The sequence below is a fragment of the Bacillus thuringiensis genome (assembly GCF_001182785.1).
GTDB lineage: Bacteria > Bacillota > Bacilli > Bacillales > Bacillaceae_G > Bacillus_A > Bacillus_A thuringiensis_S.
In genome coordinates, this window is sequence record NZ_CP012099.1 from 5,136,321 (window position 1) to 5,153,160 (window position 16,840).

Here is a 16,840-nt window from a genome sequence, read left to right on the forward strand (position 1 = left end):
TCCCATTATAACAATCTAATTTTTTAAGTTGTCATACCACTACAATAATGTGAATTCGACAATTTTTGATATGAAATAATGCATAATATATATAAAATTCGGCAAATTTTTCATACAATTCATCTCACATACAATAATAGATTAGGAGTGTTATAGATGAATTATAGAAAACTTGCCAGTGCTTTCGTTACATTCGGTCTTCTTTATCCTTTATCAACAGAAGCTATTCATGCTCAAGAATTGGACAAAAGTGAAGTAAAAGTTGAAATTGCTCAGCCTGGTTTAACCATCGGGAAATTAACACAACCTCAAAATGATACGAAAGAAAATATTGCTAAAAAATATTTAAAAGGTGAGGTAAATGGGGCTAAAGCTCAACAAGAACAAGTCACTACTGAAAAAAATGTAGATTTCCAACCTACAAATAAAGAAAACAAAGAAAATCAAACCGAAGTTCGCCTTGCACAAACATATAAAAACTATAAAGTATATGGCCAAGATCTCATTGTAAAAGTAGATAAAAATGGAGTGATCACAACTGTTAGTGGTAAAGTTGTTCAAAATTTAAATCAACAACCTAATCTTACTATAACAAATTTTTTGTCGAAAAATGAAGTAAAATCTAAATTACGCGATATAGTTCAAATTCCAAGTGATGCAGTTGAGACAGAATTCTCTAGCGAAACCGTTGTTTATAAGAAGAAAGACGGCTATTATACATTCGCAACTGTTATTACATTTACTTATGAAAACAATGAACAAATTATAAACGGCAATGCTATCGTTGATCTAAAAACTGGCGAAGTACTTTTCCAAGAAAAATTCATTAAAAACAAAGAGAATAAGACTATAAATCAAGTAACATCACCTAGATTATCCTCTGCAAGTGAGCAAGGAACTGGGAAAAATGCACTTCAAGAAAACATCTCTTTCAATATTGCCAAAGGAACTGATGGAAAATTTTATTTAGCCGATTTATCACGCGGAAATGGTATTTATATTTATAATGCAAACTACGCCGATTCCCTCGGGGGATATAGTCAAGCTGGTTATCCAGGGACACTAATTTCAAGTAGCACTCCTAATTTTGTAGATAAAGAAGCCGCGGGCGCTATGAAGAACATGAGTGATATTTATGATTACTTTAAGAAAGAACATAATCTAAAAAGTTACGACAATAAAGATTCAAAAGTTGTTGCTAGTGTACACGGTTTTGATTCTACTGAAGTTAGTGATGGTGTAAAAGAAGACTATGTAAATGCATTTTGGCATCCTGCTTGGAACCAAATGGTATTTGGTGATGGTTTAGACGGAAAACTAACATCAGCTCTTGATGTAACAGCTCATGAATTTGGACATGCTGTATTCAGTGGCACGACGAAAAATAAAGTCGTGAGATATCCAAGCACTGAAACATCCGCACTAAACGAAGGGTTAGCGGATTTCTGGGGTACACAAATCGAATATTACGTAAAGAAAGATAAAGGAAACTGGATTATGGGCGATACATTAGGTGGCCTAACAATTCGTGATATCCCAAGGGAAATTGGTGACGGCGGTCATAAACTATATACAAATTTACAAGATTTCTATAACGATGGTAATAATCAAGAATCACACGTGAATTCTGGTATTATTAGTCACGTATTATATCAATTAGCTGAAGGTAAAACATATAACGGTGTTGCTGTTCAAAAACAGGGCAATGAAAAAGTAAGCAAAGTTGTTATGCGTGCATTGCAAAATTACGCAACTTCCGCTGAAGACTTTGAATCACTTCAATCTCACATCGTACAAGCTGCAAAAGATTTATATGGCACTGACGTATCAAATGAATTTGCAAAGGCATTTGAAGCGCATGGTTACAAGTCGTTACAAAAAGTAAATCAAGTAATAGAAGTACAATAATTATAAAAAGAAGGTTACCTCTCATAGGTAACCTTCTTTTTATATCCAACCCTTTTCTTCCGCAATTGTAATTGCCTCAATTCTATTTTTCGCATCGAGCTTCGTTAATACTTCAGAAATATAATTACGTACTGTACCCGGTGAAAGATAAAGTGCCTTCGCAATTTCGTTTGCGGTCTTTCCTTCTTTCGCAAGCAACAATACTTCCTTTTCTCGATCTGATAACGGATTTTGCTCCTGCCATAAGCCAAACATTAAATCTTGGGAGACCTCTCGTTTCCCCTTCATTACATTACGAATTGCTGCCGCTAAATCTTCACTTGGGCTATCCTTTAATAAATAGCCGTGCACACCAGCTTTCATTGCTCTTTCAAAATATCCCGGCCGTGCAAATGTGGTTAAAATCATTACTTTGCATGATGATTTTTCTTTCTTTAACGTTTCAGCAACATCTAATCCACTTTGAATCGGCATTTCAATATCCATAATACTTATATCTGGTTTTAACGACTCAATTAATTTTAGGGCCTCTTCCCCATTTGCCGCTTGTCCAATTACTTCGATATCATCTTCTAGATCAAGTAGAGCTCCTAATGCACCACGAAGCATCCGTTGATCTTCTGCAATAATAATTCGAATCATGCCCTCACCTCATCTTTTCCTGTTCTAATAACAACTGGAACTTTTACTGTTAATAGCGTCCCTGGATTGATTGCACCTAGTTCAACAAATCCATCAATAAGAGCAATTCGTTCTTTCATGCCGCGGATACCATTTCCATCATGATTTTGATCCATTAAACCGATTCCGTTATCTTCTACTTTCAAAATCAGCTCACCTTGCGATTCTAATATAGAAACCGTGCACCTCGTTGCCTTGCTATGTTTTACAACATTTGTAACGGCCTCACGTAAACACATCCCGACAATATTTTGTTCAATTGGTGATAACGAGCTTGAGCTGGCTTCTTGCCTCACTTCTAATTCAATATTAGCTGCTTGTAAGATCGCTTTTATTTGCTCCAACTCTTCTTCTACCGTAATCATGCGCATATCAGAAATTAATTCTCTCAGCTGTTTTAAGGCTGTACGAGATGTCTGTGTAATTTCCTTCGCTTCCGCACTTGCACGCTCTGGATTTTTCACAATTAACTTCTCAACGAGCTGACTTTTCAAAGTAATAAGAGATAACGTATGCCCTAATGTATCATGAAGATCTCTTGCAATCCGCTGCCGTTCTTCACGTTTTACTAAGTCTTTAATTTGCTCGTTTGCTTCATTCAGCTGGTTCTTTAACATCTTTTTCTGATTAAAATTGCGCATACCAAATGGCGTAAGAAGCATTAAAATAAACATCGGAACGATATTTACTAAACTTGTAGTTGTTAGTTGACTCATATTTACAAATAAAAATGCTCCAAGCATTATAACTAACGAACATAACAGCACTCGAAATACTTTCTTATTTGGCGCAAATCCCATCGCACTTGCTGTGAAAAAGCCAAAAAATATCATAAAAGGATTATAAAATAAAGCAAATAAAAAGATGAGTACCATTTGAATACACGCCCAAAAAACAAACGTCCTCTGAACAAAATAAAGCTGACGGTATGTGACGATAAAAATTATCAACATACCGCTTCCTATTACAAGCTTCCATCCTGATGCCTGCGCTAAGTGATAAATTGGAAATAATAGATAAACAAACCACATATACGGGAAGAATCCCATATGTTTCGGAAAAATCTCAATCCTCTTCTTCTCTATCATTTATACCGCTTCCTGTCTTTTTCTTATATATATTGATACTACAACAAATATAAGGAAATAACCTCCTAATACCGCGATATTTTCCCATCCAATTGATTTTCCAGCTACAATATCCCACGCACCACTTCCGAAATGGTATGTCGGTGTCCATTCACCTATCGTTCTTAATATTTTTGGGAATACTTCAATCGGCATCCATAACCCACCAACTATAGCTAAACTCATATTTAAGATATTTGCTAAGCCAGCAGCTGCGTCCGCTTTCTTAATGGAACCTATTACTGTTCCTAACGCTAAAAATGGTGTTACCCCTAACAATAACCATAACCCCGCACCAATCCATTGCCCTACTGTTAACTCAACATGATTAATCAATATCCCTGCTATAAAAATAACTAAGATTGAAAAAGCATTCACCACTGTTTGGGCAATAATTTTAGCAGTTATATACGCACCCTCTGGAAGTGGTGTGATTTTCAAAAGATGTGTCCATCCTTGCCCTCTTTCCTGAGAAAGTCTCACACCAAAACTAAAGAGTGCAGTCCCTACAATACTGAAAGTTGCCATCGAAATTAAATAGTGTGCTTTCCACGCATCTCCGTTTTGTGGTACTTGAACAACATTTGTGAAAATGTAGTAAAACATAACAGGCATTAATAATGAGAAAAAGATAAATAATTTATTGCGAAATGTACGTAAAATTTCTATTTTACACTGCATCCATAACGCTCTCATGCGATTTCCCCCTTCTGATTTGCGACGAACTGTTCAAATGCTTCATCAAGGCTTCCACGTTCAACTGAAACATCTGTTACAGGTAAACTCCTTTGATAAATGGCTTTTAAAGTTGCATCCGTATCCTCTGTTGTTAAAATGAAGCGTCCTTCGTTTGACTTTACTTCTGTTACATTTGGTAATTCCTTTAGTAACTTTGTAGGAATGCTTTCCTTCGAGTAAAATGTGATTGTTTTTCGCGAAATCGTTGCTTTCATTTCGTCTGGTGTACCATCTGCGATAATCTTTCCATTCGCAAATAATAAGATACGATTCGCTAAAGCATCTGCTTCTTCTAAATAATGCGTCGTTAAAATAATCGTTTTCCCTTCACTTGCTAACTTTCGAATCGTTTCCCAAAACGTTCTTCGAGACGTAATATCCATTCCAACTGTCGGTTCATCTAAAAATAGCAAATCTGGATTTCCTGCAAGTGCGAGTGCAAAGTTTAACCTTCTTTTTTGCCCACCTGATAATTTCTCACATCTTTGCTTTCGCTCCGATTCTAAATTTGATAGCTGTAATAACGTTGCTTTCTCTACCGGACTCGTATAATAACTACGGAACAACTCAATTGCCTCTTCGACTGTAATACTATCAATGACACTTACTTCTTGTAACATCGCACCGAGGCTATTACGAACATCTCTATGCTTTGGACTCTTTCCAAATATAGAAACAGTTCCTTCCGTTGGATCCTTTAATCCAAGCATCATTGACATCGTCGTTGTTTTACCCGCACCATTCGGTCCAAGCAATGCTACGATTTCTCCTTTATTTACATGAAATGAAACGTTATTTACTGCGTTTTTATGTTTAAATGTTTTAGAAACACCATTTACTTCAATAATCTTTTCCATCTCTCCACCCCCGCTGTTTCTTATATTTACATTGTATTACTTGGAAAACTTAGGAAACAGTATGATGCGTCATGACATCGATATGACAATTGTCATGTATTCTTTATGAGAGGAATCAATCCGCATACTGCAAGCGAGTAGCAGGACGAAAATAAACATGATACAATCGGGTAAGATATATATTCGAGGAAGGACAGTGGTTTTCATGATTATTCGTAATGAACAAGATTTAGAAGGCTTACGAAAAATCGGCCGCATCGTTGCGCTTGCACGTGAAGAAATGAAAAAAGAAGCGAAGCCAGGTATGACAACGAAAGAGCTTGATTTGATCGGTAAAAAAGTATTAGATGAGCATGGTGCTATTTCTGCACCTGAAAAAGAATATGATTTTCCAGGTGTAACTTGCATTAGTGTAAATGAAGAAGTTGCTCATGGTATTCCAGGAGATCGTGTATTAAAAGAAGGCGACTTAGTAAACGTCGACGTATCTGCTGCACTTGATGGCTATTATGCAGATACAGGTATTTCCTTTGTACTTGGAGAAGACGAAGCAAAAGAGAAGCTTTGCCAAGCAGCAGTTGATGCATTTTGGGCAGCAATGAAAAAGGTTAAAGCTGGCTCAAAACAAAATCAAATTGGTCGTGCTGTTTCAAACTTCGCACATAAAAGTGGATACAATGTTATTCAAAACTTAACTGGTCACGGCATTGGTCTTAGCTTACATGAAGCACCAAATCATATTTTAAGCTACTATGATCCAATGGATAATGCGCTTCTAAAAGACGGTCTTGTTATCGCTGTTGAACCGTTCATCTCTATGAAAGCTGATCATATTATTGAGCGCGGTGACGACGGTTGGACATTCGTTACACCTGATAAAAGCCTTGTTGCACAATGTGAACATACCGTTGTCGTAACACGTGGTGAACCAATAATCTTAACAGAAATCTAATATAAAAAACGGCTGTTTTGTAGATTTATTCCACATAGAACAGCCGTTTTTTAATTTTGGGAAAATATGTGAACTATTGTTGAACTCTTTATCATTTAAGTATATAATCTTTAGCGGAGGTTACTTAAGCTTATCTTTACTAAAAAGATATTGTAACTAAGGAGGAAAACACCTTCTTTTTTACTGCTTAAACAGTCTCAAAAATGACCGTAGTAACGGGTTAGTCGAATATTCTGTAATCCTTATATTCCTCTAACAATGTAAGAAACTATCATCTTTCAACTTCGGTCCACTAATCGCACAACTCTCTTTAGACAAAATAAACAACTATTTTCAAAGTACATATTGTCTTCATTCTGACCAAAACCAACCCTATCTAGATTTTTATTTCCACATAACTTTAAGGCAAAATAAGCCTTCACAAAGGGATACACTACCTTGGTTAGTATGTATCGTAAAACTTACCTTTATAACCATTCTTTTTTACTAGATATACATGAAAACTATCTCACATATAAAGGTCTGATATCATTCTTTATATCAGTATTTTTTTCGACATTTTTTGTCGAATTGTGTATATTTCCACAGAACTGTGTAAATATACATTTTGTTTTACGTTAAACAATACTACTTTGAACATAATCCTGTTTGTCTGAGAACGCGTATCGAAACGGAGGGATAGCAAAAAATAAATAGCTTATAACAAATACTTTTAATATTCCATTTGTTCATATGGAATAAGTCCCCAATGGACAAATGAATGTTCAGAGGAGGAAACATGAAAAAACTTTTCAATGTATGTTTAATTGTATTCGTACTATTTTCGCAACTTGCTAGTTTTCCATACAATCAAGTAAAAGCGGAAACCTTAACAGGAGATTCCTTATTTGACACTGTTGAAATGAAAGATGCAACGAATCATATTATTGACGAAGCATTAAATCCTAACAACTTAGTAAAGATAGGATCAACCATTCAAGTAGAATACGCTTGGTCAATAAAGGATCAACAAGTTGCACACGCAAATGATACAGCAGTAGTTCAAATACCACTTGCATTAAAAGTATCTAAAGATTTGCAAGGGAATTTAGTAACAGATCAAAAAAATATTGGTCAATATTTTATAACAGCTAAAGATAATAAATTAAAATTAATATTTAATGATCAAGTAGAAAATTTGAAAGACGCTAAAGGAAAAATTAAAGTTGATACCGTGTTTAACTCAACTTTAAAAACTGGGGAAAAATCAGTTCAAATCGCTTTTCCTTTAGGAACAATGGTTCAGCCTATATCAGTTCCTGTTCAGGTAGAAGACTCTAAAGAAGCTGGCACCAAACAGGATACTAATAAACCAGTGCAAGATCCAGTGGCTAAACCTGTTACTGATAATCCGGAGCAAGATCCAGCAACTAAACCTGTTACTGATAATCCGGAACAAAACCCAGCAACTAAACCTGTTACTGATAATCTGGAACAAAACCCAGCAACTAAACCTGTTACTGATAATCCGGAACAAAACCCAGCAACTAAACCTGTTACTGATAATCCGGAACAAAACCCAGCAACTAAACCTGTTACTGATAATCCGGAACAAAACCCAGCAACTAAACCTGTTACTGATAATCCGGAACAAAACCCAGCAGCTAAAATTGCTACTGACAATCCAGAACGAAAGCTAGCAAGCGACCCTGCTGAGAATACAAATTCAGGTCCAAAGCAAATAACAACAAACATTTTAACCGGTGTAAAGCTGACGGATAAAGACGGAAAACCATTTACAGAGGATAACCGTCCAAGTACAGATTCTCCTGCCAATATTGAGTTTACATGGGAACTTTTAAAATCAATGAATGTGAAAAGTGGAGATTACTATATTTTTGATCTTCCTAAACATTTTAAAATTTACAATACAATTAACAGTCCTTTATATGATAGTGAAAACAATCAAATTGGTAATTTTACTGTTACAAAAGATGGAAAAGTCACGATGACATTCAACGATTATGTTGAAGAGCATCCAGATGTCGCTGGTAACCTACAATTAAAGACAGAATTTAATAAAGCTGAAATTAAAGGTACAACAACACAAGAAATTCCTTTCCCGATTAAAGATAAGGATGTTTCTATTACAGTTGACTTTAAGCCTAATGTACAAACAGCTACGAATAAAAAAGGGTTACCTGATAGACCAATTAATACAAATGAAATTAATTGGAAAGTAGAAATGAACAAAACGAAAGACACCCTTAAAAACGCTGTTTTTAAAGATAACATTCCACAAGGTACAAGCTTAAATAAAGATTCTATTAAAGTTTATTATTTAGAAGTTGATGTTAATGGGAATGTAACGCGTGGTGCAGAAGCTGAGCCAACAGATTACAATATTATTTCATCAGATGGCTCAAAATTGGAGATTGCTTTCAAAGATTCTATCAATAAAGCATATCAAATCGAATATGCCACAAAAATTACCGATGAAAATATTAAAAGCTTCCGAAATAACGTTACGATAACGAGTGATAATCAAAAGCAACAAAACGCAAGCTCTACTGTAACGGTTTCTCGTGGTACACACTTAAATAAAACAAGTAAATATGATCCAAAGACGCAAACAATTGAGTGGACAATTACTTACAATGGTGATCAAAGAGAGATCAAAAAAGCTGATGCGATTTTAAAAGATATTTTTGACGATACACACGAACTAGATGCAAATTCTATTGTTGTGAAAAACGCTTCATATAATGAAAAAGGAACGCTTGTAACAGGAGACGCTGTTAATAATTACACTGTAAGTAACAAGAAGAATGGATTCGATTTACAGTTTAACGATGATATTAATAGTGCTTATGTGATTACCTATAAAACCAAGCCAACTAATAAAGTTATAGAAGATGGAAAAGTAAAAAATACAGTTACAGCTGATAATGATTCAAGTAAAGAAAATGAAGCTAGCTTCAAGCAGCAAAATATTATGAAATCTAATAATAAAGCTGAAACAAATTATAAAGACAAAACAACAACTTGGACAATTATAGTAAATAATAACAACTATCCATTAAACAACGCGATCATTACGGACACCTTTGATCATGGTGGATTACAATTAAAAGATAAGAAACTAGAAATTAAAGACGGAAATTATACCCTTCAAGCTGGGACTGACTATGTTTTAGATGCAACAGATAAAGGCTTCAAAATTACTCTTATAGGTGCGTATCAGTCTAATATGACAAAGACATTAGTCGTAAAATATACGACAGACTTTGATTATACAAAGCTAGAAAGTGGTAAAACTTCATTTAAAAACACAGGTAACCTATCTTGGATAGATACGGATTCTAATCCACAATCAAATAAAGTTGAAGCTAATTTCGATCCTGATACTTTCACAAAAGCAAATGGTTATAAATACGGTTCTTATAACGCCCAAACGAAGGAAATTACTTGGATAATAGGCTTTAACTATAATAATGTTGAGATTAAAGATCCTTATGTTATAGACGTAATACAAGATAAACAAAAGTTAGTGCCTGGATCCATTGAAGTGCGCGATATGATTTTAAATGGAAATCCTGATAATGCACAACCTGGTAATGCTGTACCAACTGAGAAATATGAACTTGAAGAACCTACAGAGAAAAATAAAAACACCCTAAAGGTTCATTTCAAACAATCAATTAATTCACCTTACTATATTATCTTTAAAACAAGCCTTGATGGTGAACTTATCCAAGGCACCTACAAAAACGAGGCAGATTTAAAAGATGGCTCTAAAATTGTAAACACCCTTACAGGTGACACTCAAGTAAATAAAGGTGGCAGCTTCGTTACTAAAAAAGCTGTGCAAGACGACAACTATATTAATTGGAGTATCGCAATTAACGAAAGCCAATCAACCATTGCAGATGCGGTTGTAACAGATGACCCCACCGAAAATCAGGTAATTGTGGAAGATTCATTCCACTTATATCCTACAACTGTTGATCCATATGGAAATTTAACAAAAGATACAGTAAACGAATTAAAAGAAGGAACAGACTATAAACTCAAAATAACAACAGACAATAATACCGGAAAGCAACATTTCGAAATTGCCTTCTTGAAAAAAATTGATCGAGCTTATATTTTAGAATATCGCTCACTTATTAATGCAGACGATAAAGAAAAAGTAAGTAATAAAGCGAAAATCACAGGCAATAAGTTGACAGTTAAAAACACAGAAACTACTGAAACGATTGAAGTGAGAATGTCTTCTGGTTCAGGCGGAGGATCTGCTACCAAAGGTCGTGGAAACCTTGAAATTATAAAGGTAGATAACGACAATAAGAACGTACTATTAGCTGGGGCAGAATTTACTTTATACGATCGTACAGGTAAAACTGTTATCCGTAAAATTGCAACAGACAAAGACGGTATCGCTAAATTTAATAATTTAAAACGCGATAAATATTTATTGAAAGAAACAAAGGCTCCTGAAGGCTATGTAATTAGCTGGGATTTAAAACAAGGGAAAATTGTTGAACTTGGTACACAAGAGACTACAACATATAAACTTGCAAATAAGAAGTTTATCGGGAAAGTAGTTTTAACAAAATCTGATGACCTGAACAAAAACGCAACACTACAAGGCGCCGTTTTCACACTACTAGATAAAGACAAAAAAATAATTCCAGAACATGAAAAATTAACAACAAATAATAACGGACAAATTATTATAGATAAACTAAAACCAGGAACTTACTACTTACAAGAAACGAAGGCTCCTGAGCATTATCAATTAGATAGCAAACTTATTCCGTTTACTATCTCTGAAGATCAAACAACAGTAGTAAACCGAACTGCGACAAATAGTTTAACTAAAGGATCTGCTCTTTTAACAAAAGTGGATAATTATAATAAAACTTTAGCAGGGGCAGAGTTTACTGTTCAGGATCGCAACGGAAAAAATATTCCTGGATATGAGAAATTAACAACAAATGAGCATGGACAAATAGAAGCAAAAGATTTACGCCCTGGTAAATACCAATTTGTCGAAACAAAAGCTCCTGAGCACTATGAATTAGACAAAACGCCTATTCTATTTGAAATAGAAAAAAGCCAAACTACAGCCGCTTCTATTACAGCAAAAAATGCTTTAATTAAAGGTGGCGTTACGTTAACAAAAGTGGATGATATTGATGGCACTACCCTTGAAGGTGCGATATTCAAAATTGTTAACGACAAAAATGAAGATGTCCGTACAAACTTAAAAACAGAAAAAGATGGAACTTTGAACGTTAAAGATTTAGATCCTGGTGATTATCAATTTATTGAAACAACACCACCTAAATACTATGACTTAAATAAAGAACCAATTCCGTTTACAATCGAGAAAAGTCAAACAAGCATTATCTCAATTACTGCAAAAAACAGTTTAACAACAGGTGCTGTTGAGCTATTAAAAGTCGACGAATTTGATAAAAAGACTCCCCTTGCTGGAGCTATGTTCAAAATCGTGAATGATAAGAACGAAGACGTTCGTACAGAATTAACTACCGATACAAACGGAACTGTTAAAGCTTCTGACTTACGTCCAGGCAAATACAAATTTATTGAAACAAAAGCTCCTGAACATTATGAACTGCGATCAACACCAATTGAATTTACAATTGAGAAAGGTCAAAAAACACCGATTGTTATTACAGCTGAAAATGGTCTACTACCAGGCGATGTTGAACTAACAAAAATCGATGATACTGATGGCACTGTACTTACAGGTGCCGTATTCAAAATTGTTAATAACAAAAATGAAGATGTCCGTACAGAATTAGTTACGAATCAGGAAGGTAAAATTATTGCTACTGGTTTACGTCCAGGTAACTATAAATTTATCGAAATGAAAGCTCCTGAGCATTATACCTTAAATAAAACACCGATTGAATTTACAATTAAGGAGAGCCAAGCGACTGCTATTAACGTTACAGCTACTAATAGCTTAATAAAAGGCGGTATTGAATTAACAAAAGTTGATTCTGTAAATGCTAAGGAAACCCTTGAAGGTGCAGTATTTAAAATTGTTAATGACAAAGGTGAGGATGTTCGTACGGAACTTACTACTGATAAAGATGGTAAATTAGTAGCACAAGACTTACGCCCGGGTAATTATAAGCTAATCGAGACGAAGGCTCCAACTTATTACGATGTAAATGTAGAACCTATTGAATTTACAATCGAAAAAGGACAACAAAAACTCCTTCCACTTACATTTAAAAATAGTTTAACGAAAGGAAAAGTTAAACTTATTAAAGAAGATGATGTGGAAAGTAGTAAAGCTCTTGCCGGCGCTGTATTCACATTGCAAGACGCAACTGGAAAAGAAATTATGAAAGATTTAACAACAGATGATTACGGAGTATTAGTTATTCCTGATTTAGCACCAGGGGATTATCAATTTATCGAGACAAAAGCCCCTGAACATTATAAATTAGACAAAACACCTATTAAGTTCACAATTAAAAAAGGTAGTAAGGAAGATCTTCCTATCCCTGTTACTGTAAAAAATAGTTTACTTACAGGTGGCGTCACTTTAACAAAAGTTGATGATGTTGATGGCACTACTCTTGAAGGTGCAGAATTTATAATTGTTGACGCTCATGATACTAAAAAAGTAATTCGAAAAGGTTTAACGACTGATAAAAACGGTAAAATTACTGCTTCTGATTTACGTCCTGGAGACTATCAATTTGTTGAAGTAAAAGCTCCAAAAGACTATACCTTAAGCAAAGACCCTATTCCGTTCACTATCGAAAAAAGTCAAAAAGAGAATATTACTGTTACCGCTACTAATAGTTTAAAGAAAGGTGCAGTAACATTAACAAAAATCGATGACATCGATCGTACGATGCTCGAAGGTGCAATCTTTAAAATTGTTGATATGAACGGTAAGGAAGTTCATACGAATCTTGTTACAGATAAAAACGGAAAAGTTTCTGTTTCTGATTTACGCCCTGGGGACTATCAGTTCATTGAAACAAAAGCTCCTGAGCACTATGTATTAGATGAAACAACGATTCCATTTACAATTGAAAGAAGTCAAACGAAAGAGATCAATGTTACAGGCAAAAATGCTTTGAAAAACGGTAGCGTTGAACTAACAAAGATTGACGATATTGATATAACTACAAAACTTGCTAACGCCGTATTTAATTTATTAGATGCAGACGGAGAGCTAGTTAAAGAAGGCTTAAAAACAAATGATGAAGGTAAAATTGTTGTTGAAAACCTACGTCCTGGTACGTATCAATTCGTTGAAACAATTGCTCCTGAACATTACGTTTTAGATAAAAAACCTATCCTATTTACAATTAAAAAGAGCCAAACTGAAACTCTTCATATCACTGCTACAAATGCTTTAACAAAGGGTGCAGTTAAACTTTCTAAAGTAGACGATGTTGATGGCACTGTTCTTAAAGATGCAGTATTTAAAATTGTTAATATGAACGGTGATGTAGTTCATAAAGACCTTGTTACAAATGAACAAGGAATAATCGAAATTAACGACCTACGTCCTGGTGATTACCAATTTATCGAAACGAAAGCTCCTAAGCATTACGTTTTAGATGAAACACCAATCAAATTCACTATTGAAAAAGGACAGAAGAAAGCTATTTCTTTAACTGCTACAAATAGCTTAAAACAAGGTAGTATCGAATTACTTAAAGTTGATGATTTAAACACTCAAACAAAACTTGCTGATGCGGTATTTAATTTACTGGATCAAGATGGCAAAGTACTTAAAACAGATTTAAAAACAAACAGTGAAGGTAAAATCGTTATCGAAAACTTACGTCCTGGTACGTATCAATTCGTTGAAATAACGGCTCCTGAACACTATGATTTAGACAAAAAACCAATTATATTTACAATTGAAAAAAGCCAAAAAGATATTGCTACCGTTACTATGAAAAATAGTTTAACAAAAGGCGGCGTGGAACTTTCTAAAGTGGATAGCGTCGATGGCACTACTCTTGAAGGCGCAGTATTTAAAATTGTTGATATGAATGGTACTGTAATTCGCAAAGATCTTGTTACGAATCAACAAGGTAAAATTAGCGTTTCTGACCTACGTCCTGGTGATTATCAATTCATCGAGACAACGGCTCCGAAACACTACGATTTAAACAAAGAGCCAATTCCATTCACAATCACAAAGAGCCAAGCTGATCCTATCTCCGTTACAGCTACAAATAGCTTAACGAAAGGCGCTGTGGAACTTTCTAAAGTGGATGATGTAGATGGTACTGCTCTTAAAGATGCGGTATTTAAAATTACCGATATGAATGGTAACGACATTCGTACTGAGCTTACAACAGATGTACATGGAAAAATTTCTGTTTCTGATTTACGTCCTGGGGACTATCAGTTTGTTGAAACGAAAGCTCCTGAACACTATAAATTAAATAGTACACCTATTAAGTTTACAATTAAGAAAAGCCAAAAAGAAAAGCTCCAAGTTACTGCTACAAATAGCTTAACTGAGGGTGCTGTAGAATTAATAAAAGTGGATGATATAAATCCAGATACAAAACTTTCTGATGCAGTGTTTAACATCATCGATGCGAAAGGTAAAATTGTTCGCACTGATTTAACTACTGATAAAGATGGTAAGATTACTGCTACGAACTTACGCCCAGGAGACTATCAATTCATTGAAACGAAAGCTCCTAAGCATTACGATTTAAATAAAAAACCTATTAGCTTCACTATCGAGAGAAGTCAACCAACTCACGTTTCTGTTACTGCTAAGAATGGCCTAACAAAAGGTGGCGTAGAATTAACGAAAGTTGACTCTATAGATAAGAAAGAAATGCTAGAAGGTGCGGTATTTAAAATTACTGATCTGAACGGTAACGACATTCGTACGAATTTAGTTACCAATAAAGACGGAAAAATCATCGCTAAAGACTTACAACCAGGAGACTATCAATTTATTGAAACAAAAGCTCCTAAACATTACGACTTAAATGAAGAACCAATTAAGTTCACAATCGAAAGAAGTCAAACAAAGCATGTCTTTGTTACAGCTATTAATAGCTTAACGAAAGGTAGTGTTGAATTAATTAAAGTTGATGATGCCAAGCAAAACACAACACTTGAAGGTGCAGTATTTAAAATTGTTAATAAGGATGGACACGATGTTCGTACCGATTTAACTACTGATAAAAACGGCCGTTTAGTTGTGGATGAATTACCGCCAGGAGACTATGAGTTTATCGAAACAAAGGCTCCTGAACACTATGACTTAAACGAAACACCTATTAAGTTCACAGTTAAAAAAGGCCAAGAAAAAATCGCCTCTGTTACTGCTACGAATAGCTTAACTAAAGGCGCAGTTGAATTAACTAAAGTTGATGACATCGACGGTACTACTCTTGAAGGGGCTATCTTTAAAATTGTAGATATGGGCGGTAAGGATGTTCGTTCTGATTTAACTACTGATAAAGATGGTAAGATTTCTGTTTCTGATTTACGTCCAGGAGATTATCAGTTCATTGAAACGAAAGCTCCTAAGCATTATGACTTAAATCAAAATCCTATCAAGTTTACTGTTGAAAAGAGTCAAACTGCTAAAGCTTCTGTTACTGCTACTAACAGCTTAACTAAAGGCGCAGTTGAATTAACTAAAGTTGATGACATCGATGGTACTACTCTTGAAGGGGCTATCTTTAAAATTGTAGATATGAACGGTAAGGATGTTCGTTCTGATTTAACTACTGATAAAGATGGTAAGATTTCTGTTTCTGATTTACGTCCGGGAGATTATCAGTTCATTGAAACGAAAGCTCCAACTGGCTATGATTTAAACATTAAACCAATTCCTTTCACAATTACGAAAGGACAATCTCAGGTTACCTCTGTTACAGCTTTAAATAGTTTAACAACAGGTTCAATTGAGTTAACTAAAGTTGATATTGATCACCATGGAACACTTGAAGGTGCCATTTTCAATATTTTAGACCAAGATGGAAAAATCATCCGAGAAGGTTTAAAAACAGACCAACACGGAAAAGTAATCGTAAATGATTTGAAACCTGGTAATTATCAATTAGTAGAAACACAGGCTCCTAAAGGCTATCAATTAGATGCATCACCAATAAACTTTACAATTGATAAAGCCCAAGCTACGCCACTACAAATTACAGTTTCAAATAAAAAGATTGAATCTTCGTCAGGTGGAGATGACAAGCCGGTTACTCCTCCAAATAAAGAAGAAAACAAAGGCAATGAAACATCTGAGAAACACAAAAACGGAATTTCCGAAGAAACATCAAATGAAACAGATAACAAACAGCAAGATGATCGAAATACGGATAAACACCTTCCGAATACAGGTCATAAAGAAGATCCTACACAAACAGTAGGTATCATTCTTCTACTAGCTGGATTATTAAGTATTTTAGCTACAAAACGCAAAAAACATTATTAATAATGTTTTCACATCCAATCAATCTCTCAATTGATTGGATGTTTTTTTATACAAAAAGGACGATACATAAAGTATCGTCCTTTTAACGGGGTGAGGCTGCCCAAAAGTA

General features: G+C 34.8%; 7 protein-coding genes. 3 read left to right on the top strand and 4 right to left on the bottom strand.

All coding sequences use genetic code 11. The features are described from left to right. Window positions 1-156: 156 nt before the first annotated feature. The gene (locus tag AC241_RS26570; protein WP_050844755.1) at window positions 157-1,908 is read left to right on the top strand and encodes a M4 family metallopeptidase; all 1,752 of its coding nucleotides are present in this window, start codon (window positions 157-159) and stop codon (window positions 1,906-1,908) included. 39 nt (window positions 1,909-1,947) lie between these two features. Here AC241_RS26570 and AC241_RS26575 read toward each other — a convergent pair whose 3' ends face one another. Genes AC241_RS26575 through AC241_RS26590 form a run of 4 tightly spaced genes read right to left on the bottom strand, consistent with a single transcriptional unit; the run spans window position 1,948 to window position 5,311 of the window. Next, window positions 1,948-2,550 carry a response regulator transcription factor gene (locus AC241_RS26575; protein WP_016079628.1) on the bottom strand — a complete coding sequence of 201 codons (603 nt, stop codon included), beginning with the start codon at window positions 2,548-2,550 and terminating at the stop codon, window positions 1,948-1,950. Next, window positions 2,547-3,677, bottom strand: coding sequence for a sensor histidine kinase (locus tag AC241_RS26580; protein WP_016079627.1), 1,131 nt, complete (start codon window positions 3,675-3,677; stop codon window positions 2,547-2,549). Before AC241_RS26580 ends, AC241_RS26575 begins: the two co-directional genes overlap by 4 nt. Then, on the bottom strand, window positions 3,678-4,412 hold the full coding sequence (locus tag AC241_RS26585) for an ABC transporter permease (RefSeq protein ID WP_001202428.1): 735 nt from the start codon (window positions 4,410-4,412) through the stop codon (window positions 3,678-3,680). Then, entirely contained in the window at window positions 4,409-5,311 is a 903-nt protein-coding gene (locus AC241_RS26590) for an ABC transporter ATP-binding protein (protein WP_016079626.1), read from the bottom strand. The genes AC241_RS26585 and AC241_RS26590 overlap by 4 nt, the downstream gene beginning before the upstream one ends. A gap of 157 nt (window positions 5,312-5,468) precedes the next feature. On the opposite strand from AC241_RS26590, the gene map reads away from it, so the two are divergent. After that, window positions 5,469-6,263 carry a type I methionyl aminopeptidase gene (gene map / locus AC241_RS26595; protein ID WP_016079625.1) on the top strand — a complete coding sequence of 265 codons (795 nt, stop codon included), beginning with the start codon at window positions 5,469-5,471 and terminating at the stop codon, window positions 6,261-6,263. Between the two features lie 778 nt (window positions 6,264-7,041). Then, window positions 7,042-16,731 carry a SpaA isopeptide-forming pilin-related protein gene (locus AC241_RS26600; RefSeq protein ID WP_050844756.1) on the top strand — a complete coding sequence of 3,230 codons (9,690 nt, stop codon included), beginning with the start codon at window positions 7,042-7,044 and terminating at the stop codon, window positions 16,729-16,731. Window positions 16,732-16,840: the final 109 nt, after the last annotated feature.

Bases quoted from the DNA above. Each gene is read 5' to 3' on its own strand.
- AC241_RS26570 (WP_050844755.1), top strand. From the start codon at position 157: ATGAATTATAGAAAACTTGCCAGTGCTTTCGTTACATTCGGTCTTCTT.
- AC241_RS26575 (WP_016079628.1), bottom strand. From the start codon at position 2,550: ATGATTCGAATTATTATTGCAGAAGATCAACGGATGCTTCGTGGTGCA.
- AC241_RS26580 (WP_016079627.1), bottom strand. From the start codon at position 3,677: ATGATAGAGAAGAAGAGGATTGAGATTTTTCCGAAACATATGGGATTC.
- AC241_RS26585 (WP_001202428.1), bottom strand. From the start codon at position 4,412: ATGAGAGCGTTATGGATGCAGTGTAAAATAGAAATTTTACGTACATTT.
- AC241_RS26590 (WP_016079626.1), bottom strand. From the start codon at position 5,311: ATGGAAAAGATTATTGAAGTAAATGGTGTTTCTAAAACATTTAAACAT.
- map (WP_016079625.1), top strand. From the start codon at position 5,469: ATGATACAATCGGGTAAGATATATATTCGAGGAAGGACAGTGGTTTTC.
- AC241_RS26600 (WP_050844756.1), top strand. From the start codon at position 7,042: ATGAAAAAACTTTTCAATGTATGTTTAATTGTATTCGTACTATTTTCG.